We start from the raw sequence: 25,613 nt of genomic DNA, 5'->3' as shown, positions 1-25,613 counted from the left end.
GAGAAGACAGTCGTCTGGTTAGCTGCTTGGTGAGGCTGTTGCTCCGCCGTTGGACCAGTGACTTTCCGATTGTTCGTGAGGTTGGCGGGCGGCTTGTAAGAGGGTTACTAGTTGTTCAAGTTGCGCGCGTGACAAGTGACCTAGTTGCCGATGGTGACACTCGCGGACCGGCTCGTCCATTTCGGTCAGCAGCTTCAGTCCGGCGTCGGTGATGGCGACTTGGACCACGCGGCGATCGCCGGCGCGGCGCCGCTCGATCCAGCCGCGCGACTCCAAGTGGTCGACCATCCGCGTAATGTCCGGTGCTCGCGAGACGAGCCGGGCCTGCAGCACCAAGGTCGGACAACTTTCCGGATGATTGCCACGCAACAAGCGTAGCGCGTTGTACTGTTGAGGTGTCAGTCCGAACCGCTCGAACAGCTCTCCCTCGGCCGTGCGCAACCGGTCGTAGGTCCGCCACAGGTTGAGGAACGCTTCCTGCTCGAGCGAGTCGAAATGCCGGGGCTTGGGTCGGGTTTTCATCGTGCTTGCCATACCGACGAATATAGATGTTCAAACAATCGTCGTCCAGACAACTATCTTCCAAAAATGCCGCCACGGAGGCACAGTGACACGGAGTTTTGCACGGAGAGATCGAGAAGGAAGAGAGGGGAATTGAGGAGGATGATTAGCAATTAGTGTGGCCATAACTATTTATGCCATCATTACTTGTGTGCTTGCCACCCGCTCGATGAATTGCCAGCCCAGGGGCTTGGCTGGGGTGTGAAACCCTGGCGGGATGCGGTCGGCAAGAACCTCGTCGACCACGGCCAGCGCGGTCAGGATCGTCAGAGCATAACCGCCGGGCGTTTGCAGGGTGCCGACGCTTTGATGCCCCTCGTCATCGCGGACCTCGCACCAGAACTCGGCCCGGCTGTCTTGCAACGCCTGGTCATTCGGCCCCGGCGGGCGACGATCGACTTGACTTTGCAGCCAGCGCAAGATTCCCTTCGATCGTAGCAAGGGGGCGAACACACCCAGGATCGACATCTGCCAGGCGTCCGCTCGATCGAGGGCGACATAGGTGGCGATGTTCGGGATGCCGGTCGTGTAATACGCGCTGGCCACGTCCCCCCACGGCACGGCACGTGCTTGGCGCAATCCACTGGGAAAAGAGATCCTGCGCGTACGCGCGATGTCGCGTGCCTGAACAATGCGCCCGGCCGAGCGGTGACGCGGCCCATCGGGCAGACTTTCGAGCATCGTCTTGGCGGTGCCGCGGCTGAAGCCGCCGCTGCTGGTGAAGGCCAGCGTCAAGTGCGTCGCGCCGGGCAACGACTCGGCCACCGCTCGCGCCAGACAATCGCTCGGCACCACGTCAAAGCCAACCGCCGGCATCAGAACCGTGCCGGCCTGCTTGGCGCGCGAATCGAGATGGGCGGCATACTCGATGACGTCGATCTCGCCGGTGATGTCCAAGTAATGAACGCCCGCGTCCAGGCACGCGGCCATCATCGGCGTGGCCGTCTTGGAGAACGGCCCGGCGCAATTGAGGACCAGCGCGACATCGCGCAGGCCTTCACGCACGGCCACTGCATCGGTCAGATCGAACACCCGAGCTTCACAACCGAGCCGCGCCGCCAACGGTTCGATGTTCGCCGCCGAGCGGCCAGCCAGAATCGGCTTGGCGCGCGCCGTGCCGACCGCCTCGGCAATTAACTTGCCGGTGTATCCATTCGCCCCATACAGCAGCCAGCTATCGAGCATTTTGCGTATGCCTTCCGTGAGCGTTGCACCGGAATTCGCGAACGCCGCTGCCCTTGGTCGCCAAGCTCAATGAATGAAGCTTGGTCACGACTCCTTAAAGACGTCATTTTGGCACAAACAAGCCATTAACGAATTCCGGAAGTTGCGCGACGCCATGCGGCCGCCCCGATTCGTCGAGGATCGAACAACCGTAATCGAGGCGTTCGAGGTACTCGACGATCCTGGCCCCATTTTCACCGTAGAGTTCAATATAGAGGGCACCAATCCGCTTCTGTTCGAGTAGCGACTTCGCGCCAGCCAGCGCTGCTAGTTCGTGCCCCTCCACGTCGAGCTTCCAGAGCTGAACCCGGTCGATTGACCGTCGAGCAAGCTCGTCTTCCAACCTGGCCAGCTGAATGGGTGCGCCCTGCGATTCGTCCACGGCGTTTTGCGCGCCGTGTTTCTCCGCGGCGCCGCAAGCGGCCAGAAAAGCCGCTCTGTTGGCGTCACTTAAACCAAGCCGGATGAGTTCGATCGGCAATTGAGGATTTCGGCTCAAACATTCGGCCAGCCAGTCTGCTTGTTCCTGCCCCGGCTCAAAGGCCAGGAGCCGACCGCGCGGAATGAGCGGCGCCAAAGAAAGCGACATTTGCCCGATATTGGCGCCCGAGTCGACAATCACCGCATCGGCGGGCAGATGCGCCGCGGCCCAGCGATGCAACGCCGGCCCTTCGTAGGAGCCGTACACGATCCAACGATGGGTGCTATTGGCCAGATCGAGCTTCCAAACAATCCCATTTGCAGCTTCAACCCATACGATGCCCTGCCGGCTCAACACGCGGCCATAACAACGATCGAGAATCCCCAATTTGCGAGGGAATCCGAAGCGCCGCAGCCAGCGCAATATCCCAGGAAGTTTGAGCATGCCTAGTCTCGCTCGCGCTAATCGGTCAGCTTGAACAATTGCTTAAGGGCCGACAGCAGGTTGTGCGGCACGCCCTTCTTGGCCTCGTCGCGCAGCGATTCGAGCGGCGGATGCAACAGCTTGTTGATCAGCCGATCGTACGATTGGCGAATCTCCTCGCGACTGCGCTCGTCGAGCGCTGGCAACTTGTTGAATAAGCGACGCAGTTCGTCTTCCTTGGGCTGCTGCCAACCTTCACGCAGCCTGCGGATGATCGGCGCGGTGGCTCGATGGTTCAGCTCGGCCATGAACTGGCTGGCTTCTTCTTGGACAATGGCCGTGGCGCGGGGCCATTCCTTCTGGCGCTCGCGGCGGTTCCGCTCGCAGGCCGCCTGTAAGTCGTCGAGCGAGTACAGATAGACGTTCAAACAATCGCTCAGGGCCGGATCGAAATCGCGAGGCACGGCCAGGTCCAGAATGAACAGGTCGCGTTGGTAACGCTCGGCTTCGATGGCGCGGTAGCTGGCCAGTGTGACAATCGGCTCGTCGGCCCCGGTGGTGCTAACCACCAGGTCGGCCTCGCCCAGCGCCGGCATCAGTTCACCCCACGGCCGCGCGGTTCCGTGCCAACGCTCGGCCAGTTGCCGGGCTCGCTCGAAGTTGCGGTTCACGACCGTGACGTGATGCGCCCCTTCGTTCTGCAGATAGCGGAGCGTCTCTTCAGCCATTTCGCCGGCGCCGATCACTAGCACGTGCTTGTCGTCGAAGCGTTCAAAGATGCTGCGAGCCAACTCGGCCACGGCGATGCTGGGAATGCTGACGCGTTTCTCGTTGATCGAGGTTTCGGTCGAGACGCGCTTGGCCACGCGGAGGGCCGCCTGAAAAATCTGGTGCGTCAGCGGGCCGACACTTTGATGCGAAGCGGCCGTTTCGTAGGCCTGCTTCACCTGGGCCGAAATCTGCGGCTCGCCGACGACCATGCTGTCCAGGCTGGCCGCCACGTTGAACAGGTGAGCGACCGCTTCTTCGCCCGTACAGGTGAGCAACTGGCCGAAGAATTCGTCGGTCTTCAGGCCGTGAAACTCGGCGAGAAACTGGGCCATCGCCCGCTCGTCCGGCGCGGCCAGGGGCTCATCACTGGCGGTGTAGACTTCCACGCGATTACAGGTCGACAGCAGCACCGCTTCGGACTGGGGAAAGCGTTGTCGCAACAGGTCGAGCGCTGCGCCGACTTGCGTGGGGCTGAAGGCCAGGCGCTCGCGCTGCTCGACGTCGGACGTGTGATGGCTGAGGCCGATCATTTGTAGCTTCATGATCGCGCCTCCTGCGCCGCCGTGGGCGTCGAGGGCTCGGGCTTCAGGTTGCCATGCTGACTGGGCAACAGCACCCGAACCAGCACCATCAGCAACAAGAACACAAAGCTGACCGTGGTCAGATACGCCACCTTGCGACCGGTGCGGGCCGGGCGGTACAGGCTGCTGAACCCAGCGGCCACGATCACCCAGCCGAGCAGCAGCGCCGAACTCCAAATGATCGGATCGGTCCAGGGGAGCCGACTGATTTCGAGTCGATGGTTCACCAGGTTCAGCACCACGCCCGACAGAAACCCCAGCCCGATCATCACGACCGAAATCCAGATGGCGCGCGAGTTCAGGCGTTCGAGCCATTCCAAGCTGGGCAAGCGAAGCCCTTCGCTCAGCGAGCGCTTGTGTTTCAGTCGATTGGCTTGGACCAGGCACATGGCGCCGCCGGCAAAACCGATGGCCACGGCCACCGTTCCCACCAACAGAAACACGCCGTGAATCTGCCCCCACACGCGCGCGGCATGTGAAGAGACCAGCGGCGCGCGATCGGCCGACCAGGCCGCCACACCGATCAGCCCCAGCACCAGCGGCAGCAAGAACACGCCGAACATCGTCTGTCGATGGAAAGTCAAGTAAAGGTAGATGGCCGTCAGCAACCAGGCAGCCAGCAAGTACCAGTCAAACTCGCTCGACAGCGGCGCCGCAGGTTCCTGCAGGGCCCGATAGGTCAGGTAGAGCGTGTGAGCAAACAGGCCCGCGCCGGCAAAGCCGATCATCAGCGCGCCGCGCACCCCGCTACGAAAGAAGAGCCGGGTGATCTCCAGCGCAAGCGCGACCGCATAGCTGGTGGCGAAGCAGGTGATGCTGATTCCGGCAAGCATGGGTGCGATTGAAGGGTGGGCGACGTGACGCTTGGAAATCGGGGACGAAGCAGGCCAACGAAGCAATCAGGACATTGTACTCAACAATTCAATCGCTTCGCGCTAGGGAAGGCAAACACCCCTCCCTGACAGGGAGGGGCAAGGGGGAGGGTAAAGACGTCGGTGCGTGATCGGCATAGCGATCAGCGGCATTTGAGCAAGGCTACGTCCTTTGGCTTGCAACATTTTCACCCTCACCCGGTTCGCTACGCGAACCACCCTCTCCCTCGACGGGAGAGGGGTAAATGCACGCCGATGGCCAAGCTTACGCCGGCGGTTCTTCGCCCGACTCGTCCAGGCCGTATTCTTTCAGCTTCTTGTGGAGTGTATTGCGGTTAATGCCCAGTCGGGCGGCAGCCTTGATCTGCACCTGGTTGCATTGCGTGAGCACCTGGGCGATCAGTTCGCGCTCGACCCGATTAACGATTTTGGCGTGCAGGTTGTCTTCCTGGGGGCCAGCGTCGGCCAGGCCCTTTTGCACTACCTCGTAGGTCAACGTCTCAAGATCCGGCTCGCGGTAACGAGGATTGCGCCGCCGCGTGTTCCCCAGCACCGCCTCGGGCAGCAGGTCGGCCGTGAACTCGTCGGATGGCGCCATGACGACGGCACGCTCGATGTAGTTCTGCAGCTCGCGCACGTTGCCAGGCCAGTGATAATCCTGCAAGGCTTCCATCGTCTTGGGGTCAACGTGCGTCACGTAACGATCGTTCCGCTCGTTGTAGAAGTTCAGGAAGTAGTGGGCCAACTCCGGCACGTCTTCGCGCCGCTCGCGCAGCGGCGGAATGTGAATCGGCACCACGTTCAAGCGATAGTACAAGTCCTCGCGAAACCGCTCGGCGTCGACTTCTTCGAGCAGATCGCGATTCGTGGCCGCGATCACGCGCGTGTCGACGCGGATCGTCTGAGTGTCGCCGACGCGCTCAAACTCGCGCTCTTGCAGCACCCGCAACAGCTTGACTTGCAGCTTGGGCGTCGTGGAATTGATTTCATCGAGAAACACGGTCCCGGTGTGCGCCGCTTCGAAGCGACCGCTGCGGTTGTCGACCGCTCCGGTGAACGCGCCGCGCACGTGACCAAATAGTTCGCTTTCCAACAGACTTTCAGCCAACGCGCCGCAATTGACGCGGACGAACGGCCCGCCAGCCCGAGGGCTAAGCTGATGGACCGCCTTGGCGATCATTTCCTTGCCGGTGCCGGTTTCACCAAACAAGAGGACCGTGGCGTTGGTCATGGCGACCTTGCGCGTGGTCTTATAGACCTGCTCCATGGCCGGACTCGAACCGATCAAGCCAATGATCGGCGGGCCAGAGGTGTTCGCGCTGCTGGGTCGGTTACTCGGGGGCATCAGTCCATTCCCACGCCACGTGCGGCATACGCTTCCTTGAACGATTGACCGCGAATCGCGCGACGCATCGCGCCACCGCCAGCCGCCGCCACGGCCCGCAGCTTGTTCACCGTCAACAAAGGTCGACGCATTAGCTACCGTCGGTTTTGCTGGGGGCTCCTTGTTCGGGAAGTGGTGCCGCCACGGGGGCCGCGCTAGCTTCGCTGGGCGATTCGAGTTCGGCGGTCGCGTCATTGGCCACGCGCGGGCCGCGGGCGCGATCAAACCTGGCTCGGGCTTCGACGATGTCGAGGACCGCGCCGATCGAAGTGCGCAAGGCCGAGTCAGTCGCGCCCAGCGCGTTGTAGCGATCGTACAGCGATTGCAGCTGCACCGCGGTCAGCAGGATGCCATACCGCGACAAACTTTCCGTCAATGCGCCGAGCGCCGCCCCCCGCGTCTCGGGTGAATGAATCGCGGCACTAGCCAACTCGACCAGGGTGGCTTGCATCTGCGGCGAAGTGAATTGAGCGGCGATGGGCAATGCCGGCCCGCGCACCGCAGCCGAGTGGAGCGCCTGGACGAGCGGCGGTTCGCACCGGCTCAGGTCGTACACCTTGGGCGCTGGCAACCCGGTCGTGGCGATCCACTCAAGCGCGCTCGCCAGGAACAAACGGCGCGCGGCGGTGGGAATGTACTTTTCGCGTGGCAGTTCCTTGAGCTGGCGAACCCAGAACTCGGCCGCCTGGTCGGTCGGGGCATCGATCAGCGCCACGGTCAGCGGCAGCCGACTGGACATCAACATCGCTTCGTCGTAACGGTCAGATGGGGCCAGAATGCCGACCGGGAGATTGGCCGTGCGGTTATCACGCCGCAAAGCGGTGATCAACTGGGCGGACTGATCGGCCAGCATCGTGATGTCGATCAGGACGAATTCGACGTCAGGTGTCTTGATCGCCACGTCCAGCGCGCTGCGATGGTCGACCGCGATCTCGGCTTCGTATCCCTGTCCAACCAGCAAGCCGGCCCGACTGCGGGCCACGGCCGTGCGGCCATCGACGACCAGGGCCTGCTGTTTTCCCCGGCAGCGCAGGAAGTATTCCAGCGACTCGACAACGTAGCTGCTGCCGTCGAATGGCTGGGTGGGGGCAATCGCGGCGATGGCGTTGAGGGCCAGCATACGAATGCGAGGGTCAGCCGCACGAGCCGCCTCGACCAGGGTGCTGGGGCGCGACTCGCGCTGGTGCAACAACGACTCGGTCCCATGATTGCCCAGATAAGCCAGCGCAAAGGCCGCGCTGCGCGGGTCTTGTCGCTTCAAAGCGTCGGCCAGAAAACTCTCGAAGGTGGCGACGTCGTATTCGTTGAAGTTCTCGGCCGTCTGCTTGTCACCGGCATTCGCCAGGATCGACAGGTAGACATTGCGCAGCGCCGTGTTGTGCGGCAAGATGTCGAGGCCGTCGCTGGCCAACTGTTCGGCCAAGGGCAGCCGATTCTCGTCATGACGCAGCTCCGCGGCACGCGCGTAAAGTCGGCCAGCCGCTTGCGACGAAGTTAGTTCGGCGCCAAATAGCTTGGTCGCTTGTCGCAGCGCAATCGCGCGGACTTGGTCGTCCTGTTCGCCTTCGCCAAATGCCGGGCCCAGGACCAGCAGATTGGCATCGTCGTCTTTCAGCCGGGCCAGCGCGCCGATGACGAGTTTGCGGACATTCGAGTTGTCGCCGTCGCGCGCCGCGGCCAGATCGGGCAAGCAGTCGACGCCCATTGCGACCAGGGCATCGATCATCGCCGCCTGAGCCGCCGCTTGCGCATCATCGGCCAGCGCGCCCACGAGCGCCTTCGAGGCCGCTTCGCCTCCCCAGGTCAATTCTTCCGCGGCCGCTAACCGCACCGGGCGCGCAGAGTTCGCCAGGTTGGCGATTCGTTGGTTGATCTTCTCGGCATCGGTAACATTGGCCTTCACCGCCTCCAGAATCTTCTCCTGGAACGGGTCGGCAATTGCCTTCAACGCCGGCTGTCCCGACCATTTCATCAGCGTGCCGGCGCCGTACTCACGATAAAACCGCAGCAGCGCCGCGTCGTCCATTTCGATGCCGGCCAGTCGCGTCAGCAGCGGGGCCGCCGCGGGCGCTTCGCGCAAATCGATCAGCGAGTTGATCACCCGTGCGATGTTCGACGGCTCGGTCGGATTGGTGGCCACCAGATCGCGCGCCGCTGGGTTGGTGATCACCGGCGCAGGTCGCGCGGCCGGCTCTTGCCCCAAGGCCGGCGTCACGAGCAACGCCGTAATCACGGGAAGCCACAAGCAAAGGCGAACCATTCGGGTCATGTCGTCACCCCGGTCTCGGGCAAGCCGAGCTTCTGCCGCCATGCAGCAACCTGGCGAGCGACTTCCGTGGGCGCCGTGGAACCGTAACTGCACATCGCCTCGACCGCGCGGCGCGGGCCGAGCACCTGATAAACTTCGTCGGTCAGGCTGGCGTGGGCCGCCTGAAAGTCCTGGCTGCTGAGTCCGGCCAGTGAAACCTTGCGCTTGATCGCTTCGCCGACCAGCTTGCCGACCACTTCATGGGCGCTGCGCTGCGGCACGCCGCGGCGGATCAGCCATTCCATCAACGTCGTCGCGTCAAGGTATCCATCGTCCAAGCGCGCCGCGATGCTCTCGGTGTTCAAGTGCGCGCCGGCCACCAGCGGCGCCGCCACCGCCAGGCAGTTCGAGACCGTGTCGACGGAATCGAACAGCGGCTCTTTGTCTTCTTGCAGGTCGCGATTGTAGGCCAGAGGCAAACCTTTGATCAGCACCAACAGCCGCGTCAGGTTGCCAACCACGCGGGCGGTCTTGCCGCGGGTCAGCTCCAATACGTCGGGGTTGATCTTCTGGGGCATGATCGACGAGCCGGTGCAGAACGCTTGCGGCAGCGTCAGAAACCCAAACTCCGTCGTGCTCCAGAGAATCCACTCCTCGGCCCACGTGCTCAGGTGTTCCGCAATCAGCGACAGTGCGAACGCCAGTTCGACGACAAAGTCCCGATCGCTCGATACGTCGATGCTGTTGGCCGCCACCGCGTCAAAGCCCAGCCGCGTGGCGACGTCGTGTCGATCGATCGGCAAGCTGGTGCCAGCCAGGGCTGCCGCCCCCAGGCTTAGGACATTCGTGCGCCGACGACAATCGGCCAGCCGGCCCCGATCGCGTTCGAACTTTTCGCAATAGGCCAGCCAGTAATGGGCGGCCAGCACGGGCTGGGCCCGCTGCATGTGGGTGTAGCCGGGGACCACCTGGTCGGCGTCCTGGGCACAGCGACCGACGAACGATTTTTGGAGTTCCACAAGCTGGGCGTCGATGGTGTCGATCGCCTCGCGACACCAGACCCGCAAGTCGGTCGAAACCTGGTCGTTCCGGCTCCGGCCGGTATGTAGCTTGCGGCCCACGTCGCCCAGCCGCTCGATGAGCGCCCGTTCGATGTGCATGTGGATGTCTTCCAACTCGGTTCGGAAGGTGAACCGACCGGCTTCGATCTCCTGCCCGATGTCACGCAACCCTTGCTCAATTTGTCGGCATTCGTCGGCCGAGAGCAGGCCGACCTTGGCTAGCATCTGGGCATGGGCGGTCGAGCAGCGGATGTCGTGCGCGTAGAGTCGGCGGTCGAAGCTGATGCTCTCGGTGAACTGCTCGACACGTTTATCGGTGGGCTGATCAAAGACGCCCGACCATGCTTTGGCTGCCAAAGACCGACCTCGAAAAAACGATCTGGCGACGACTTCAAAACATTCACTGTAAATGGCTTAGAACGAAGCGTCAATCGACCGAAGCCGATGCTTGGCAATCGCGAACCCAACAGATAGGCGCAGCCGTTATGACTGTTCCTTCTATTGCAATCGACCGCTGCTGATGCTCGTCACGCACACCACCATGCGGCAGGGAAACGCTCAACCAAATGCTGGGGCAAACCGGACCTAATCATATGATTCGAGCCACTGCCCGCAGGTTCGGCAGCCCCCGGTGAAACAAGCGGCAAATCTCGTTAGCCCGCAGTCTGTTCGGGTACCGTGGGCTGTTCTCAGGCGGCCAGTAGGTTTTGGCCCCGGTTCGTTGTAGTCTATAGGTCCAACCTAACTTCCCACCTCCCTCGGCTCCCCCTGCCAGCCATGAAATTGACGAGTCTATCGGTCTGTCTCCTGTGTGCCGCCTTTGCTTCGACCGCCCTGGCTCAAGAAGCCGAGCGCCCGAAGTTTTTTACCCAGGCCCCCGCAGTGATGCGCTCGGTCGAAGCCGGCTTGAACGTCAAAGCCGAGCCGGCCGCAGAGCTTGCGCCGGTCGATTGGGAAGCCGGGCCGGCACCGGCCTGGATTTGGGGGCCCAAGGATAGGAAGCGCTATTTTCTGCACGCCAAGTTCAAAGGTGGCACGAAAGCGGCGCGGCTGAAGACCTGCTGTGACAATCACGTCACCGTGTTGCTCAACGGCCAGCAGGTGGCGCACAGCGACGACTGGGCCAAACCGGTTGATGTCGATGTGCAAAGCAAGATTCGCCCCGGCACGAACGAGCTGTTGCTCGAAGTGAAGAACGACGGCGGCATTGCGGCCTGCATCTTGAAGCTGGTCCTCACGCGCGCCGACGGCAAGATCGATTACCTGGTTACCGACGACAAATGGCAAGTTGGCGAATCGCGCGACGACAAGGAACTGGTCTCGGCGCGCGTGATCGGCAAGCTAGGGACCGGCCCTTGGGGCAACCCGATGACCAAGAAGCCAGCGGCCGGCCCCACCGAAGCGCCGTCCGACGTGTTCAGCGTGCTGCCAGGCTTTCAGGTCGAAAAGCTGTTCACCGTTCCCAAGGATCAGGCCGGCTCGTGGGTTAATTTGACCGTTGACGAGAAGGGCCGCCTGATCGCCAGCGACGAGAAGAACTTCGGTCTGTATCGCATCACGCCGCCGGCCATCGGCAGCCAGGACCAGACCAAGGTCGAGCACTTGGACGTGAAAGTGCCGGCCGCGCACGGGCTATTGTTCGCCTTTGGCAGCTTGTACGTGTGCGCCAATTCCGGCGGCGACAGCGGCATCTACCGGCTGCGCGATATGAACAATGACGATCAATTCGACTCGGTCGAGAAATTGTTCTCGATTCGCGGCGCTGGCGAGCACGGACCACACGCGTTGCGCCTTGCGCCGGATGGCAAGAGCATATACGTGCTGGCCGGCAACCACACGCGACCACCGTTCGACCCTGTGCGGAATGCCGCTCCGCAAACGATGGGTGGCGTGCGAACCGAGCCATTGCGCGCCACGCTGCCCGAGCACGCCACCAGCCGGCTCGCGCCGAACTGGGACGAGGACTTGCTGCTGCCGCGCCAATGGGACGCCGGTGGCCACGCCGTCGGCATCCTGGCGCCGGGGGGCTGGATCGCCAAGATCGACCCCGAAGCCAAGGATTGGGAGCTATTGAGCGTCGGCTATCGCAACGCCTTTGACATGGCGTTGAACGCCGATGGTGAAATCTTCGCCTATGACGCCGACATGGAGTGGGACTTCGGCGCCCCCTGGTATCGGCCCACCCGAGTCTGTCACGCCACCAGCGGCAGCGAGTTCGGCTGGCGCAGCGGCACCGGCAAGTGGTCGGCTTATTTCGCCGACAGCCTGCCGCCAGTCGTGAACATTGGCCCCGGTTCGCCGGTGGGCGTCGAGTTCGGCTACGGCGCCAAGTTCCCATCCAAGTATCAAAAAGCGCTGTACTTGCTCGACTGGACCTATGGCACGATGTACGCCATTCACCTGGAACCAACTGGTTCGACCTACGTTGGCCAGAAAGAGGAGTTCCTCTCGCGCGGGGCCTTGCCGCTGACCGATGCGGTGGTCGGACGTGACGGAGCGTTGTACTTCACGGTCGGCGGGCGCGGCACCCAGTCGGAACTGTTTCGCGCCACCTACGTTGGCAAGGAAGCGACGTCCGTGGTTGACGTTCGCGACGCTCGCCAAGCGGACACGCGGGCGTTGCGCCATAAGATCGAGCAACAGCACACGGCCACGCCAAGTGTCGACGCCTTGCCGATGCTCGTCGAGAACCTGGCCCACCATGATCGCTTTGTCCGCTATGCCGCGCGGGTGGCGCTGGAGCGCTACCCGGTCGAGAAATGGCAAGCCCAAGTATTGAACTCAAACCAGTTTGAAACCGTCGTCACCGGCGCGCTGGGCCTGGCGCGGGCCGGGGACCGATCGTTGCAGCCAAAGCTGCTAGCGGCGCTCGATCGGTTCTCGATGTCGGGGCTCGACGAGTTTCAGTCGTTGGAACTCTTACGGGCTTACGAGTTGGTCTTCATTCGACTGGGCGCGCCGACGGAAGCTGAGCGGGCGGCCCTGGGCACCAAGTTTGAAGACTTGTTTCCGCATGCGAGCGATTGGGTCAATCGTGAATTGGCCAACTTGATGGTCTATCTCGAATCGCCCCATGCCGCGCGAAAGCTGGTGCCGCTGTTGAACAAGCCGGGCGAAGTGCGTGCCGATGACCTGAATGAATTGATCGCCCGCAATCCGCGGTACGGCGGGGCGATTGCGGCCATGCAGGCCAACAAGCCCGACGCGCAACAGATTCAATTCGTGTTTGCCTTGCGCAATCTGAAGACCGGCTGGACGCTCGACCTGCACAAGGAGTACTTCCGCTGGTTCACCAAGGCCCACACCTGGAGTGGCGGCAACTCGTTCCAAAAATTCCTGACGAACATTGACAACGACGCCTTTGCCAATGTCTCGGAGAAGGATCGCGTGCTGATCGAATCGTCCGGCGCGCGCCAGCCTTACGTGCCCCCCGAATTGCCCAAGCCCAAGGGGCCGGGGCAAGCCTGGACTCTCGCGGAAATCGTCGCCTTGCAGCCCAAGCTGGCCAACCGCAATTACAACAATGGCAAGAAGATGTTCGCCGCCACGCGGTGCATCGTTTGCCACCGTTTTGCGGGCGAAGGGGGCGCGACGGGCCCCGACCTGACACAACTGGCCGGCCGGTTCAACTTGAAAGACCTAACCGAGTCGATTGTCGACCCGAGCAAGATTGTTTCCGACCAATATCGCGCCTCGATCATTCAAACCAACGATGGCCAGGTAATCACGGGCCGCGTGGTCAGCGAAACCGACGACGCACTGGTCGTGGTGATCAACCCCGAGGACTCGTCCAAGATCGCCACGGTGAAGAAGCAGGACATCGAGAGCCAGGCCGCGTCCCCCATCTCGCTGATGCCGAAGGACTTGCTGAATGTGTTAAATCAGAATGAGGTGCTGGACCTGCTGGCCTATCTGCTGTCACGCGGCAACCCCCAGGATCCGCTGTTCGGTAAGTAACGGGCCGGGGCTAGGAAAAACGCCGCCACAACGCTACGTTCGGAGTCAGAAAGCGCCCGCCAGGACGGCAGGCCTGCTACCGAACTATTCTCAGCCGCGCCGCACGCCGCGAGCTGTCCCGGACTACTCATCTACCCAGCATTCGACGGAGTTGTACTCATGGCTGTCACCTCGACTCAGATGGCATCGCTGATTCGGACACTGCTCAGCGGCGAAGCGGGCGGCAAAACGCTGCAAGACTACCTGGCCAGCATTCCTCGGCTCGAATCGTTGGCCGACGTGCCGTCGGGCACGCCGGTGCTGGTGCGCGGCGACGTTGACGCCAAGCCGGGGCCAAAAGTCGGCGACGGCGACATCCGCCTGCAGTCGATGGTCGAAACACTGAAGTACGGCCAACAGCGCGGCTGGAAGCAGGTGATCTTTGGCCACATCGGCCGCAAGCCCGAGGGGAGCCTCAAGAGCGTTGCCAAGCGAATCGGCGAGTTGCTGGGTACCGATGTGCCGCTGATCGAGGATTGGTACGACGACGCCACGGGCGTGCAGGCCAGCGTGACGGAAAAGATCAAGCAGGCCCCGGCCGGCAGCGTGCTGGTGCTGGAAAACACACGGCGCTGGAAAATCGAGCGCGTGTTGTGGGATGCGTCGGCCGCCGATGCCGACAAAGTAGCCGAGCCACTCGTCGCGTTCGCCAATCAGATGGCCGACAAGGTGGCGAGCGTCTACGTGAACGAAGCCCTATCAGCCGGCAGCCTCGACAGCTCGACCGTCGTCGTCCCCAGCGCGATGAAGCGCGTGGCCTTGGGCAAGTACGTCGCCCGCGAGTTCGACGGGCCCATGCTCCGCTGCCAGGCGGCCACGCTCGTCGTCTTCAGCGGCTTGAAAATCGACAAGCTGGACGACCTGTCCGCCATGATCGCGCGCGGCACGATTCGCTGGGTGTTCACGGCTGGCTCGCTGGCCATGGCGCTGCGCAAAGCCGACGCGCGCCTGAAGGGACAGAACTTGTGCATCGGTTTGGCCGAAGCCGCCGGGCACGAGGACAAGCCCTACTTCATCGAAGAGTCGCGAGTGAAGCAAGCCGAGAAGATGCTCACCGATGGCCGGGCCAAGGGTATTCGCTTTGTGCTGCCGGTCGACTCGATTCTGCAAGACGGCCGCGCGTCGGATACGATTGGTCCCGCGGATCAGCAGTTTGACATCGGCCCCAAGTCGAGCATCGTGTTCGCGGAGGCGGTCGGCGAGTTCATCAAGACCGAGGCCGCTGGCGGTCGCAAGCCAGTGGCTTTTCACAACGGCGTGTTCGGCATGTTCGAGGATCCTCGCTTCGAGAACGGCACCAAGAACTTCATCGCGCAACTCAAGCGGATGAAGGACGCGGGCGTCGAGGTCTATGTCGGTGGTGGCGAAGGGGGCGCGGCCCTCGACAAGTACGGCCAGCACGACTGGGTGACCCACTGCTTCACGGCGGGCGGAACCGTGTTGAACGCTTTGGGCAGTTCGCCCGTACCATACTTGGTGGCCCTGTCGGCGGCCGCCAAGCGTTAAAGTCACTGGTGGTTTGCCTATTTAATCGCGCCGACAAGCGACGCGAGGTTGCGCCTGCGTTGCTGGCGCTGGTGATCTGGCATCAATTATTTGGCAGTGATTTAGGGACGAACCTTGGCTTTGGCGAGACAAAGTTGACTTTAACGGCAGACTCGTCACCAGCGACGCCCGCAAAGTTTCACTAGTCGCCCCGCGCCATGTACATGGCAGAGTCTTCGCAACCGGCACCACCGGAATTCGGGCTATTGCGATTCCAGGTTGTTCACGAAGGGGGTCGATAGCGTTCGGTAGCATTGGGCATCGGACCCAAAACATCGAACTCGCGACTCCCCTTTAGGAGACTTCCCGTGAAAGCTCGTTTTGCATTGGCGATTGCCATCGCCTGCCTTGCAGCCAATGTTCAGGCTGCGACGCTGATGGAACGGATGCTCGGCGGCGGCTGCTGCAAGCCGAGCTGCTGTGAGCCGACTTGTTGCGCCCAGGCCGCTTGTGAACCTAGCTGCAAGGCCGCGTGCGAACCCAGCTGCTGCGCCAAGGCTTGTGAGCCGAGCTGCTGCGCTGCTCCTTCGTGCTGCGAATCGTCGTGCTGCAAGTCGCATTGCACTCCGATCCGCGACCTGCTTGATCGCCTGCACGCTCGTCACTGCTGCCAGTCAAGCTGCTGCGAACCGAGCTGCTGCGCCGCCCCGAGCTGCGCTGCTGCTTGCGAACCTAGCTGCAAGGCCGCTTGTGAACCTAGCTGCTGCGCCGCCCCGTCGTGCTGCGAATCGTCGTGCGGCAGCTGCTGCCGTGGCACCCCGGTTCGCGACTGGCTGCGTTCGCTGTGCTCGTTCCACCGCTCGAGCTGCTGCAACAGCGGCTGCGGGTCGTGCTGCGAGCCCAGCTGCAAGGCCGCTTGCGAGCCGAGCTGCTGTGCCGCCCCGTCGTGCGGCAAGTAACCCTTGCTGACCGACGAGCTGAGCAGAACGCCTAGCTCTTAAACCAGACGACCCCGGGTGGCGACCAACGCTACCCGGGGTCGCTGTTTTTTGGGGTAGTCAGTTGTCAGTGGTCCGTTGTCAGTTGCACTCCGCTTCTGGCTAACTGCTAATCGCTAGCCGCTAATCGCTCTGACAACCACTGACCACGGACCACTGACAACGGACCATTCCGGCCGGAACTTTCTCTTGGCTCCCAGCGTCTAAAAAGCCGTTGGCAAGCCTAAACCAGTCGTCTCCCTGGCTATTTCCGGCCGGAACTCTCAAAAAAGCTTGACTCCGGGCCTGTCGCTTAACAGTCTGGAAGGGATTCGCTGTTTTTGCCGGCCACGACGCCCAGGGTGTCATTGGCACGGAGCGGTCGCGGGCCGTGTTGCCCACCGAGGCGCTGGCTGCGCGTTCGCGCGGTTAACCCGCTGACAGGTCAATGTTGTCGAGAGGAAAGATCGTTATGGCTTGCGCTGCATGGCGTCGCGCGTTTCATGGGGCCCTGATCGTTGGTCTTGTCACCGGAGCGATGACGGCCCGACTTTCCGCCAGCGAGGCGGATGCCAAGCTGCTGAACGAACAAATCGCCGCCGGCGAGTTTTCCTCGGCTATCGAGTTGGCCAACCGCCAGGCCGACCGCGCCACGCGGGATCGCTGGCTGGCCCAAGTTGCCACCGCCCAGCGGAACGCCGGCGCCAGCCAGGCGTCGCTTTCGACCATGGCCCAAGTCCGCGACGATCGTTATCGCAGCGAAGCATTGAACGAAATGCAGTCAGCACCCGTCGGCCAGCAAGGGGCCGGCGTGGTACCCGACTTTGACTCACTGATCACCCTGCTCAAGGAAACCATCGCCCCCCAGTCGTGGGCCGACACCGGCGGCACGGGCGCCGTTAAGGAATTTCGTGGCGGAGTCTCGGTCGACACTCGCGGCATGATGCGAAAGCTCGACACGGACAAGAGCAAGACGCTGGCCTCGGCGCGCAGCGGCGCCAAGACCGGTAGTGCGACCCGGCTGCAAAGCCCGTCGAACCTGCGCAAAGTCTCGCTGACGCGTCTGGAGCGCGAGATTCAATTGCGCGTCGCCGCCGGCAAGCCGATCGACGATGCCATGATGCTGTTGGCCGGCATCCAACGAATTGAATACTTGTTCATCTATCCCGACACCGGCGATTTGGTCATTGCTGGTCCGGCTGATGGCTGGCGAACTGACGTCGAAGGTCGCATGGTCGGCAACGAATCGGGGCGTCCGGTCGTGCGCCTGGAAGACCTGGTCGTGATGTTGCGGCACCTCGATGCTTCGCAAGCCGGCCGGTTCGGCTGCTCGATCACCCCCTCGCAAGAATCGCTGGCCCGCACCCAGGAGTTCGTGGCCGCCAGCAGCAAGACACCGCTCAAGCCGGGCAAAGCCGCCCGCGAAACCTGGCTGGCCAAGCTGCGTGACACCTTGGGCCCCCAGGACATCACCGTGTCGGGCATCGACCCGCGGACCCGCGTGGCCCGCGTGTTGGTCGAAGCGGACTACCGCATGAAACTGGTCGGCATCGGGCTCGAGCCGGGCACGGCCGACGTGCCGAGCTATTTGGACATGATTCGCGTCGCCCCGGGCCAGGCCCCGCCGGCACTCGACGTGCTGCGCTGGTGGTTCACCATGAACTACGACGCTGTTCAATGCGACGCGGCCCGCGAATCGTACGGCTGGCGCGGCCAGGGCGTCCGCGTGCAGTGCGAGAATGAGCTGCTCGACGACGAAGGCCAGCGAGTCCACACCGATCAGGCCAATCAGTGGAACCGCGAGTTTGCCCACAACTTTACCAAGCACTTCAACGCCTTGGCGGCCAAGTACCCGATCTACGCCGAACTGCAGAACGTGTTCGATCTGGCCCTGGTGGCGACGATCGTCAAGCAGGAGAAGCTGGATCAGCGCATCGATTGGCACGCCGTCACGTTCCGCGATCCCAAGCAGGTCGCCGTCTCGATGGAGCCGGCCCCGCGCAACGTGCAGACCGTGTTGAACCACCGCGTGGTCAACCAGAAGGACATCCTGGCGGCGATCAGCGGCGGCGTCAGCGCCGAGCCCACCGAAATCGCCGACACGCTCAAGACCGAGCGCGATGGCCAACTCGACTCGCGTCACAAGTACATCGTGCCCGCCAAGGTCGAGAATCGCCAATGGTGGTGGGACTAAGCTGAGGGTAAACGATCGTTAGCCCCCGGTGAGTCACCGGGGGCTAAGTGCGCAACCGAAGTCACCTCGGCGACCATTTTGGCGCGGTGCTGAGCGATGGCCCGCTTGCCGGTCCCGGCGCGGTTTCAATCATCACGTCATCGATCCACGCTTCACCCGTCCCGGTCAGCGCAATCGTGATCGTCAACGGCCCCGAATAGCGGGCCGCACGCAGCAAGACAAACTGCTGCCAGCGAGCGGTCTGATCGATCCGCTCGGCCAATGCCGGCCCGGTTTGCGAGTCGTAGATCATCACGCCGTCGTATGAGCCGCCGATCGCACCGGGCACATAAACCCAGCCCGAGATGCGCAGCCAGCTCCCCTGTTCGACCTGAACCGCTGGACTGGTCATCCAGACGGGCGGCACTTCCAGCAGCGCGGTGCCGCGTTCGGCCGAGGGCGTGGCCGACAAGTGCAGACAACCGACGCCCCCGTGCCGGAAGGTCGTCGACAAATCAACCTCGGCTTTGACGCCATCGATAGGGTATTGCAGCCGTTGCCAGCCGGCGTTGACCATCCGGCCAATGTCCTCGAAATCTCCCTCGGGCAATCGATTGGGCTGCCATCGTATCGTCGCCAAGGTCGAACTGAAAACCAGGTGTTCAGGCAGCGTCGAAATCGACGCCGCCAGCGGGCTCGACGCGGGCGAAGGCAACAAGCGCGTGGCCGCCTGCCAATGGGCGCGTTCGACCAGCCGCACGGGGCGCTGCGCCCGCCGGGCCGCCAGAACAGTGCCGGCCAAATCGTTCTCGGCCAGCCGCTGATCGGAGAGTTGCATGTTCGCCCGGGCGGCGCTGAAGTACGGCGTCGCCTCGGGGACCGGTCGTCCGGCCGCCGTGAGTTGAATGTCGATTTCGGTCGCTTGGGTCAACGCCTCGCCGGCCAGCCAGCGCTGCAACTCGGTCGTGCGGCGTCCCGTTTCGGCCAAGCGCTGCGAAAGCGAGCGCACGACCAGCGGGTCTTGCGTCAACACGGCCATCGACGACATGCCGGCTTCGTCAAACGTGACCCGCACGCCCCCGGTGACACGTTGACGCTTGAATGGCGGACGCAACCCACCGGGCGTCAGCTCGTACGCCTCGGTCGACTCGGGCACGCCTGGCAGAATGAACGACAAGTTGTTGGCGGCGCTCTGACCAGCAACGTACTGCGCCCCCTTGCCCTGCCAGACCGGCAGCAGCAGCCGAGCCCGTTCGGTCTGGAGCATCAGCCCCTGCACGTCAGGGCTGATGGTCAGCGTTGGGTTGATCATCTGCTTGGGATCGCCCATCGGGCGAAGTTGGCGCGGGCCGCCGCTGAGATTGGGCGGGTCATAGCGCACGCCAGACACCGTGGTGACCTGGCTTCCCCCCGCTGTCCACGGTTCAAGCAATTGCAGTTCCAGATTCATCAGCTCGACCAGCGCCGCGCGATACTGCGTGGCCGCGTCGTTGGCATCCAACCGATTGTTCGAGCGGAACACCACCCCACGCGCCCCGGCGGCAATGGCCGAAAAGGCGACCGCGCGTGCTTGCTCGACCGACACTCGCGGCGGCTGCGCGCGCCCCTGGGAAAGGAGCGTCATTTGCTCGAACAGTTCCGGCGCTAGCTCGGTTTGCACCGTTACCCAACAAGGTGTGCCCGGCCGGGCCAGGCGGAGCCGCTGTTCAATCCAGTCGCGGAAGTCGGCCTGCTCGAAGGACGTGCCCAGCGGATCACGCGCGAACACCACCACGTCGAGCACCCGGCTGTAGGGCATGAGCTGCGTGATCGGCATACCGACCAGCGGTCGCAACATCCGCCGGTCACGGCGGCGAATCGACTCGGCCAGCTTACGCGTGGTTTCCAGGTCGGCATCGGTCAAACCCGAGCCCAGATGCCAGGCCGCCACCGCGTCGTACTCGGCCCCCCATACGCCGTCGCGGCCGACCGGGCCGTCGCCGCCGTCCATCGGCGGCGGAGCAACGAGCCACAACCCTAGTTGCCGCGCTTCGAGCAACTGCTCGGCCGCAGGTTGTGTCTCGAACACGACTCCATTGAATCCAAGATCGCGCAAGCGCCGGAGCGGCTCGCCGCGGTACTCGACAAATCGCGGGAAGAATGGCCGGCCATCGATCAGCAAGCTGCCATTCGACAACTCTACCGCCGTCTGACGCGCGGCGTCCGTCGTCCCCTGCCCCGTCATTGTCACCGGCGTGGCGGGCGTGCCAGACGCCGGCTCGCTGGCTGGCGTGACGACGCCGCGCACTTCCAGATCATCAATGAACATGTGAGATTTGCCGTCGCCGACGTAGAGGTTCAGCACGACCTGATCGATGTACGCTTCGCGCGTGTCGATCACCATTCGATGCTGCACGCGCAGGTTCCAGGTCTGCTGCTTGAGCGCGGACGCCGGGTCGCCGACTTGCAGTTGTTGCCACTGGCCGACGGTTGAATAGCCGCTGCCCGGCAACAGCAGCGTCATCGGCTGATTCGTCCGCGAATCGATGGCCCGGGGAAGCACGGCCCGTAAGTACATTTGCGCCCCGGGACGATCGCCGCGCAGCCAGACCGTCGGCTTCAATTCGGCGATCACCGGCGCGTTGCCGATCGGATAGACCAGGTAAGCCGAGTGGCCATTGCCACCGGCCGACAGCTCGACGTGCTCGCAGCCGTTACCCGTGTGGGCTCCTTGCTGGACGCGCTCGATGACGTCAAAGCGATACCGCGCGTCGCCGCCGCCGTCGCGCCAGGCTGACTCGGCGCTTTCAAAGCCGTCGCGCAGCGCTTGCTGGGCCAACGCAGGCGCGCAGCATAGTCCGATCGCGACGATGATCGCGCCAGCAAGGCTTTGAGTTGTCGCGTTAGGCATCAGGTGAACACCGCGAGCGCGGAACGCGACACCACGGCGCACCGCGTGCGCCACACCGCCGCGAATCGTTCGGGAAACCAATCCATCGGTCAGTCGAGTGCGCTCATCTCCGTGGCCGGTTGGCCCGAGCGCCTTCACTCGTCGGCGGATGTTGCCCTTTGGCAACACGTTGCCGCGACGGGCGGAAACGACGTAAGGCGTTAATTTATCAGCACTTGGCGTTTGCCTCCAGGCGAGTTGTGGCGTTCCGGCAACACGTGCGCCCCGCAACTCGTTAATTCGGCGGCTTACGTAACCAGTGGCTGGGCAACGAGTTACCGAAAACAAGTCGCGCCGTGTCGACGTTCTGGCACGGCGGCTGCATTTACCTCCTTGCACAGCAACCGAGACCACACCACGAGGAGCGAACCATGAGCACCGTCACCCCGACCACTCGTCCCGCCGTTGAAGAACTCCCCTACGACGTGGTCGAGCTCAAGGCCGCCATCGAGGCCATGCCTTTGGAAGTCCGGGTGCGGCTCGAACCGCTCGTCGGTCGCGTGGTCGAAAGCACCAAGCGCCGCCGCAAAATCATGAACCTGGTCCAAGACGCGCTGGGCCAGTTGCGGCTCGACATGAAGTACCTGGTCTTCGATCTGGAAGCCACGCGTCGCGAGCGCGATGAATACCGCCAGCAACTCGAAGGCGACAGCGCCGAGTAAACTCGCCAGGCTATTCCCCACCAGTCGCCGGCGCGATCCCTCTCGCGTCCGGCGATTGGTTCAAGCCTAGAGCTCGACTCCCATTCGCTGCATCACCATCTTCATGTCTTCCCAGACGTCGCGCTTGGCGTTGGGATTGCGCAGCAAGTAGGCCGGGTGATAAGTGCAGACCACCTGGATGCCCCGGTACTCGTGAAACGTGCCGCGCAGCCGGCCGATGGTCACATCGGTCTCGAGCAGTGACTGGGCCGCGATCGCGCCTAGGCAGACCAGGAACTCAGGCTGAATAATGCTCAACTGCCGCTCGAAGAAATGCCGACAATTGGCCACTTCGTCCGGCGCGGGGTTGCGGTTCCCCGGCGGGCGACACTTGAGCGTGTTCAAGATATAGACATCCTCGCGCCGCAGCTTGCACGCTTCGATGATCTTGGTCAGCAACTGACCGGCGCGACCAACGAATGGTTCGCCTTGCTTGTCTTCGTCGGCACCAGGTGCCTCACCCATGAACACCAGCCGCGCTCGCGGGTTTCCCACGCCGAACACCGTCTGGGTCCGCGTCTCGGCCAGTTCGGTGCAGCGTGTGCAGGCGACGACCTCAGGGCGGATGACCTCCAGCAGTTGCTGAGCTTCGGCCGGCGTCGTCGCGCGCGAAGCAACTTTCTCGGGCGCTTTCGCCGTCGGCGCGGGCGCTTTCGCTACCATCGGCGATTGCGAAGTTACCGGCGCTGGCACGGCCACTTCCGATGCGGCAGGCTCTTCCGTTGGCACGGCCTGGTGAATCGAAACCTTGCGCCGCGCTTTGGGCAAATGGGTCACGCCGGCGCGCTGCAGCGCTTCGAGTGTTTGGACGGCGGCTTTGCGTGCCGATGCCGACTTGGCCATGCTGCGTTATCCTTGGTGGTGTCTCGGGCCGTGCGTTGTCAGCCGGCCCAGCGGTGCATTCACGCCGCTAGTTCGGGGCATTTCGCGATGCCTACCGGACTCGGGGCGGCTGCATTATGATGAACGGCAGCGAAACTGCCTATGACTCCTGCGGGGTCGTCTTTTGGCGCGAGCTTCTCGCGCGCCCCCGTGCGCCGAGTGCCATGCAGCGCGGCCGGCAGCGCCGCTCGATCGTTCCTCCAGCGTGCCAGGTTTTCCGGTCATGGGCGTTCCTCAAGTTGTCATCGTCGGTCGACCCAACGTCGGCAAGAGCAGCCTGTTCAACTGGCTGGCCGGCCGCCGCTTGGCCATTGTCGATGACCGGGCCGGCGTGACCCGCGACCGTGTCACGCAACTAGTCGAATACGACGACCGGTTTGTCGAGTTGGTCGACACCGGCGGCATCGGTATCGTCGACGCGGACAACCTGACCGAACACGTCGAACGCCAGATTCAGATCGCCATCGATTCGGCCGACGTGATTCTGTTCGTGGTTGACACGCGCGCGGGGCTGACGCCCATGGACAGCGATATTTCGCAACGCCTGCGCAATGTACCGGCTCCGGTGATCTGCGTGGCCAACAAGGCCGACGCCCCGTCGCTCGATGTGCAAGCCGACGAGTTCTACAAGCTGGGGCGCGATCCCATCATTCGTGTTAGCGCCCGGGAAAAGCGCAACCGTGACGAGTTGTGGAGCGCGGTCTTCGCTGCTTTGCCCAAGCAAGTTGACGAAGAAACTCCGGCCGACCCGGTGATGAAGGTGGCGATCGTCGGCCGTCGCAACGTCGGCAAAAGCACCTTTGTCAACACGTTGTCACAGACCGAGCGGATGATCGTCAGCGAAGTGCCCGGTACCACCCGCGATAGCGTTGACGTTCGGTTCGAACTCGATGGCCAGGCGATGATGGCCATCGATACGCCCGGGCTGCGCAAGCGAAAGAGTCTGGCAAACGACCTGGAATACTACAGCCTGCATCGAGCCCAGCGCAGCATCCGCCGCGCCGACGTCGTGTTCATGTTCTTCGACGCCGCCGAGCCGGTCAGCCAGGTCGATCAGCAGCTTTGCGCGTACATTGACGAAAACTCCAAGCCCTGCGTGTTCGTTGTGAATAAGTGGGACTTGTACACCGGCAAGGTTTCGACCGAGGAGTGGGCGCAATACCTGCACGACGAGTTCCGCACCATGCGGCACGTGCCGATCGCCTTCATCACCGGCCAGACGGGCAAGAACATCAAGGCTCTGGTCAATCACGGGCAAATGTTGTTCAAGCAAGCCCGCACGCGCGTGACCACTGGCGAACTGAATCGAGTGCTGCGCGCGGTCATCGAGCGCAACCCGCCGCCGCTCTATAAGAACCGCCGGCCCAAGATTTATTACGCCACGCAAGTCGGCATCGAGCCGCCGACGATCGTGCTGTTTTGCAGCGACCCGTCGGCCATCAGTCCCAACTATCAGCGATACCTGATCGGCGCGCTGCGCGAGCGATTGCCCTATGCCGAGGTGCCGATCAAGCTTTACACGCGCTCGCGCAGCGCCGACGGAGCAGAGAAACGGCCGAAGGAACCGCCGCTGTTCGACGACCAGGCCGTCCCCGTTGCCAAACGACGCAAAGGAGAAGCGGCCGACGCGGAAATACCCTTGCCGACCGACTGGCAAGAGGATGCTGACGCGGACTTCGACGAATTGCCCGACGACGAGGAATGATTCTCCGCATCGCCATTTCGCGCATTGACCGCCCCCCCTCAACGACTGAGAGCCTCGCATGATCATCGGCGTGCCCAAGGAAGTTAAGCGTGACGAGTATCGTGTGGCCATGCTGCCCGTCGGCGTCGAGGAACTCCGCCGCGCCGGGCACCAGGTGCTGATCGAGGCCGGCGCCGGCCTGGGCTCGGGCATACCCGACGAGAACTACGCCGCTCACGGGGCCACCATCGTCGCCACGGCTGACGAGCTGTTCGCCGCGGCCGAAATGATCGTCAAGGTCAAGGAGCCGCTGCCGGTCGAGTGGCCGCGTCTGCGCCGCGGGCAGATCGTCTTTACTTACTTCCATTTCGCCGCCAGTCGCGCCTTGACCGACGCGATCATTAACAGCGGCATCACCGCCGTCGCCTATGAAACGCTCAGCGACGATCAAGGGCGCTTGCCCCTGCTGACTCCGATGAGCGAAGTGGCCGGGCGCATGAGCATCCAGGAAGGGGCCAAATACCTCGAACGGCCGCAAATGGGTCGCGGCATTCTGCTGGGCGGCGTGCCGGGCGTCGCGCCGGCCAACATCCTGATCCTGGGTGCCGGTGTCGTCGGCGCCAACGCCGCCAAGGTGGCGGCCGGCTTCGGCGCGAATATCGCCTTGCTCGACGTGAACATGGACCGGCTGCGCTACCTGGACGACATCACCGCGCCGAATGTCGATTGCTTGTTCAGCGACCGGCACACGGTGCGCGAACATCTGCGCCGAGCCGATCTTGTCATTGGCGCCGTTCTGATTCCCGGGGCCAAAGCACCGCGGTTGGTCGAGGCCGAAGATCTAAAGCTGATGCAGCCAGGCAGCGTGATTATCGACGTGGCGATCGACCAGGGAGGTTGCATCGAAACCAGCCGCCCCACCACACACAGCGAGCCGACCTACATGGTCGACAACGTGCTCCACTACTGCGTCACCAACATGCCCGGGGCCGTCGGGCGCACCAGCACGTACGCCCTGTGCAACGTAACGCTCCCCTGGGTGCTGCAGATTGCCAAGCGAGGAATCGTGGCCGCGGCAGAACGCTCGCGACCCCTCGCGCGGGCGATCAACATCATCGATGGCCGAGTGACGAACCGGCCCGTGGCCGAGACGTTCGAGCTGCCGTTCGACGACCGGTTCAGCGCGTAGCGAGTGATCAAATTCGTGGCCGGCGGTCGCGCGATTAGCCGGGCGAGCGCG

The 25,613-nt window shown here is 63.2% G+C and carries 17 protein-coding genes; 6 read left to right on the top strand and 11 right to left on the bottom strand.

The annotated features are described in order from the left end of the window. Nucleotides 1–18 precede the first annotated feature (18 nt). The 8 genes from JSS27_08120 to argH form a co-directional block, all read right to left on the bottom strand. The gene (locus JSS27_08120; protein MBS0208904.1) at nucleotides 19–522 is read right to left on the bottom strand and encodes a MarR family transcriptional regulator; all 504 of its coding nucleotides are present in this window, start codon (nucleotides 520–522) and stop codon (nucleotides 19–21) included. Nucleotides 523–693: 171 nt separating this feature from the next. Then, nucleotides 694–1,746 (bottom strand): saccharopine dehydrogenase NADP-binding domain-containing protein, encoded by a 1,053-nt coding sequence (locus JSS27_08115; protein ID MBS0208903.1) that lies wholly within the window; start codon nucleotides 1,744–1,746, stop codon nucleotides 694–696. A 103-nt stretch (nucleotides 1,747–1,849) separates the two neighbouring features. Beyond that, complete coding sequence (locus JSS27_08110; protein ID MBS0208902.1) at nucleotides 1,850–2,650, bottom strand: FkbM family methyltransferase; 801 nt, start codon at nucleotides 2,648–2,650, stop codon at nucleotides 1,850–1,852. A gap of 17 nt (nucleotides 2,651–2,667) precedes the next feature. Beyond that, nucleotides 2,668–3,942 carry a glutamyl-tRNA reductase gene (locus JSS27_08105; protein MBS0208901.1) on the bottom strand — a complete coding sequence of 425 codons (1,275 nt, stop codon included), beginning with the start codon at nucleotides 3,940–3,942 and terminating at the stop codon, nucleotides 2,668–2,670. Continuing rightward, nucleotides 3,939–4,814, bottom strand: a complete 876-nt coding sequence (gene ccsA / locus JSS27_08100; GenBank protein ID MBS0208900.1) for a cytochrome c biogenesis protein CcsA — start codon at nucleotides 4,812–4,814, stop codon at nucleotides 3,939–3,941. Before ccsA ends, JSS27_08105 begins: the two co-directional genes overlap by 4 nt. A 304-nt stretch (nucleotides 4,815–5,118) precedes the next feature. Then, on the bottom strand, nucleotides 5,119–6,198 hold the full coding sequence (locus JSS27_08095) for a sigma-54-dependent Fis family transcriptional regulator (protein ID MBS0208899.1): 1,080 nt from the start codon (nucleotides 6,196–6,198) through the stop codon (nucleotides 5,119–5,121). Nucleotides 6,199–6,328: 130 nt separating this feature from the next. Continuing rightward, complete coding sequence (locus JSS27_08090; GenBank protein ID MBS0208898.1) at nucleotides 6,329–8,506, bottom strand: hypothetical protein; 2,178 nt, start codon at nucleotides 8,504–8,506, stop codon at nucleotides 6,329–6,331. Beyond that, nucleotides 8,503–9,903: an argininosuccinate lyase gene (gene argH / locus JSS27_08085; GenBank protein ID MBS0208897.1), complete on the bottom strand. Its 1,401-nt coding sequence runs from the start codon at nucleotides 9,901–9,903 to the stop codon at nucleotides 8,503–8,505. The genes JSS27_08090 and argH overlap by 4 nt, the downstream gene beginning before the upstream one ends. A gap of 420 nt (nucleotides 9,904–10,323) precedes the next feature. Here argH and JSS27_08080 point away from each other — a divergent pair, with 420 nt between their 5' ends. Together JSS27_08080 and pgk are read left to right on the top strand one after the other, a co-directional pair. Then, complete coding sequence (locus JSS27_08080; protein ID MBS0208896.1) at nucleotides 10,324–13,503, top strand: c-type cytochrome; 3,180 nt, start codon at nucleotides 10,324–10,326, stop codon at nucleotides 13,501–13,503. A gap of 159 nt (nucleotides 13,504–13,662) precedes the next feature. After that, entirely contained in the window at nucleotides 13,663–15,048 is a 1,386-nt protein-coding gene (pgk, locus tag JSS27_08075) for a phosphoglycerate kinase (protein MBS0208895.1), read from the top strand. Nucleotides 15,049–15,688: 640 nt separating this feature from the next. Here the strand turns inward: pgk and JSS27_08070 are convergent. After that, the gene (locus JSS27_08070) at nucleotides 15,689–15,982 is read right to left on the bottom strand and encodes a hypothetical protein (protein ID MBS0208894.1); all 294 of its coding nucleotides are present in this window, start codon (nucleotides 15,980–15,982) and stop codon (nucleotides 15,689–15,691) included. Between the two features lie 494 nt (nucleotides 15,983–16,476). Here JSS27_08070 and JSS27_08065 point away from each other — a divergent pair, with 494 nt between their 5' ends. Next, nucleotides 16,477–18,198 carry a DUF1598 domain-containing protein gene (locus JSS27_08065; protein MBS0208893.1) on the top strand — a complete coding sequence of 574 codons (1,722 nt, stop codon included), beginning with the start codon at nucleotides 16,477–16,479 and terminating at the stop codon, nucleotides 18,196–18,198. Nucleotides 18,199–18,259: 61 nt separating this feature from the next. Here the strand turns inward: JSS27_08065 and JSS27_08060 are convergent, their stop codons facing one another. Next, on the bottom strand, nucleotides 18,260–21,067 hold the full coding sequence (locus JSS27_08060; GenBank protein ID MBS0208892.1) for a hypothetical protein: 2,808 nt from the start codon (nucleotides 21,065–21,067) through the stop codon (nucleotides 18,260–18,262). A 410-nt stretch (nucleotides 21,068–21,477) separates the two neighbouring features. Between JSS27_08060 and JSS27_08055 the strand changes: the two genes are divergently transcribed. Continuing rightward, nucleotides 21,478–21,768, top strand: coding sequence for a transcriptional regulator (locus tag JSS27_08055; GenBank protein MBS0208891.1), 291 nt, complete (start codon nucleotides 21,478–21,480; stop codon nucleotides 21,766–21,768). 66 nt (nucleotides 21,769–21,834) lie between these two features. On the opposite strand, the gene JSS27_08050 is transcribed toward JSS27_08055, so the two are convergent. After that, nucleotides 21,835–22,650, bottom strand: coding sequence for a uracil-DNA glycosylase (locus tag JSS27_08050; protein MBS0208890.1), 816 nt, complete (start codon nucleotides 22,648–22,650; stop codon nucleotides 21,835–21,837). A 262-nt stretch (nucleotides 22,651–22,912) separates the two neighbouring features. Between JSS27_08050 and der the strand changes: the two genes are divergently transcribed. Both der and ald read left to right on the top strand, forming a co-directional pair. Continuing rightward, nucleotides 22,913–24,394, top strand: a complete 1,482-nt coding sequence (der, locus tag JSS27_08045; GenBank protein MBS0208889.1) for a ribosome biogenesis GTPase Der — start codon at nucleotides 22,913–22,915, stop codon at nucleotides 24,392–24,394. 58 nt (nucleotides 24,395–24,452) lie between these two features. Then, nucleotides 24,453–25,562 carry an alanine dehydrogenase gene (ald, locus tag JSS27_08040; GenBank protein MBS0208888.1) on the top strand — a complete coding sequence of 370 codons (1,110 nt, stop codon included), beginning with the start codon at nucleotides 24,453–24,455 and terminating at the stop codon, nucleotides 25,560–25,562. Nucleotides 25,563–25,613: the final 51 nt, after the last annotated feature.

It is taken from the genome of Planctomycetota bacterium, assembly GCA_018242585.1.
In the GTDB taxonomy this organism is placed as follows: domain Bacteria; phylum Planctomycetota; class Planctomycetia; order Pirellulales; family PNKZ01; genus JAFEBQ01.
Note: the sequence above shows the minus strand (reverse complement) of the source record. Positions and strands in the feature narration are given on the sequence as shown.

Bases quoted from the DNA above. Each gene is read 5' to 3' on its own strand.
- JSS27_08120 (MBS0208904.1), bottom strand. From the start codon at position 522: ATGAAAACCCGACCCAAGCCCCGGCATTTCGACTCGCTCGAGCAGGAA.
- JSS27_08115 (MBS0208903.1), bottom strand. From the start codon at position 1,746: ATGCTCGATAGCTGGCTGCTGTATGGGGCGAATGGATACACCGGCAAG.
- JSS27_08110 (MBS0208902.1), bottom strand. From the start codon at position 2,650: ATGCTCAAACTTCCTGGGATATTGCGCTGGCTGCGGCGCTTCGGATTC.
- JSS27_08105 (MBS0208901.1), bottom strand. From the start codon at position 3,942: ATGAAGCTACAAATGATCGGCCTCAGCCATCACACGTCCGACGTCGAG.
- ccsA (MBS0208900.1), bottom strand. From the start codon at position 4,814: ATGCTTGCCGGAATCAGCATCACCTGCTTCGCCACCAGCTATGCGGTC.
- JSS27_08095 (MBS0208899.1), bottom strand. From the start codon at position 6,198: ATGCCCCCGAGTAACCGACCCAGCAGCGCGAACACCTCTGGCCCGCCG.
- JSS27_08090 (MBS0208898.1), bottom strand. From the start codon at position 8,506: ATGACCCGAATGGTTCGCCTTTGCTTGTGGCTTCCCGTGATTACGGCG.
- JSS27_08080 (MBS0208896.1), top strand. From the start codon at position 10,324: ATGAAATTGACGAGTCTATCGGTCTGTCTCCTGTGTGCCGCCTTTGCT.
- pgk (MBS0208895.1), top strand. From the start codon at position 13,663: ATGGCTGTCACCTCGACTCAGATGGCATCGCTGATTCGGACACTGCTC.
- JSS27_08065 (MBS0208893.1), top strand. From the start codon at position 16,477: ATGGCTTGCGCTGCATGGCGTCGCGCGTTTCATGGGGCCCTGATCGTT.
- JSS27_08060 (MBS0208892.1), bottom strand. From the start codon at position 21,067: ATGCCTAACGCGACAACTCAAAGCCTTGCTGGCGCGATCATCGTCGCG.
- JSS27_08055 (MBS0208891.1), top strand. From the start codon at position 21,478: ATGAGCACCGTCACCCCGACCACTCGTCCCGCCGTTGAAGAACTCCCC.
- JSS27_08050 (MBS0208890.1), bottom strand. From the start codon at position 22,650: ATGGCCAAGTCGGCATCGGCACGCAAAGCCGCCGTCCAAACACTCGAA.
- der (MBS0208889.1), top strand. From the start codon at position 22,913: ATGGGCGTTCCTCAAGTTGTCATCGTCGGTCGACCCAACGTCGGCAAG.
- ald (MBS0208888.1), top strand. From the start codon at position 24,453: ATGATCATCGGCGTGCCCAAGGAAGTTAAGCGTGACGAGTATCGTGTG.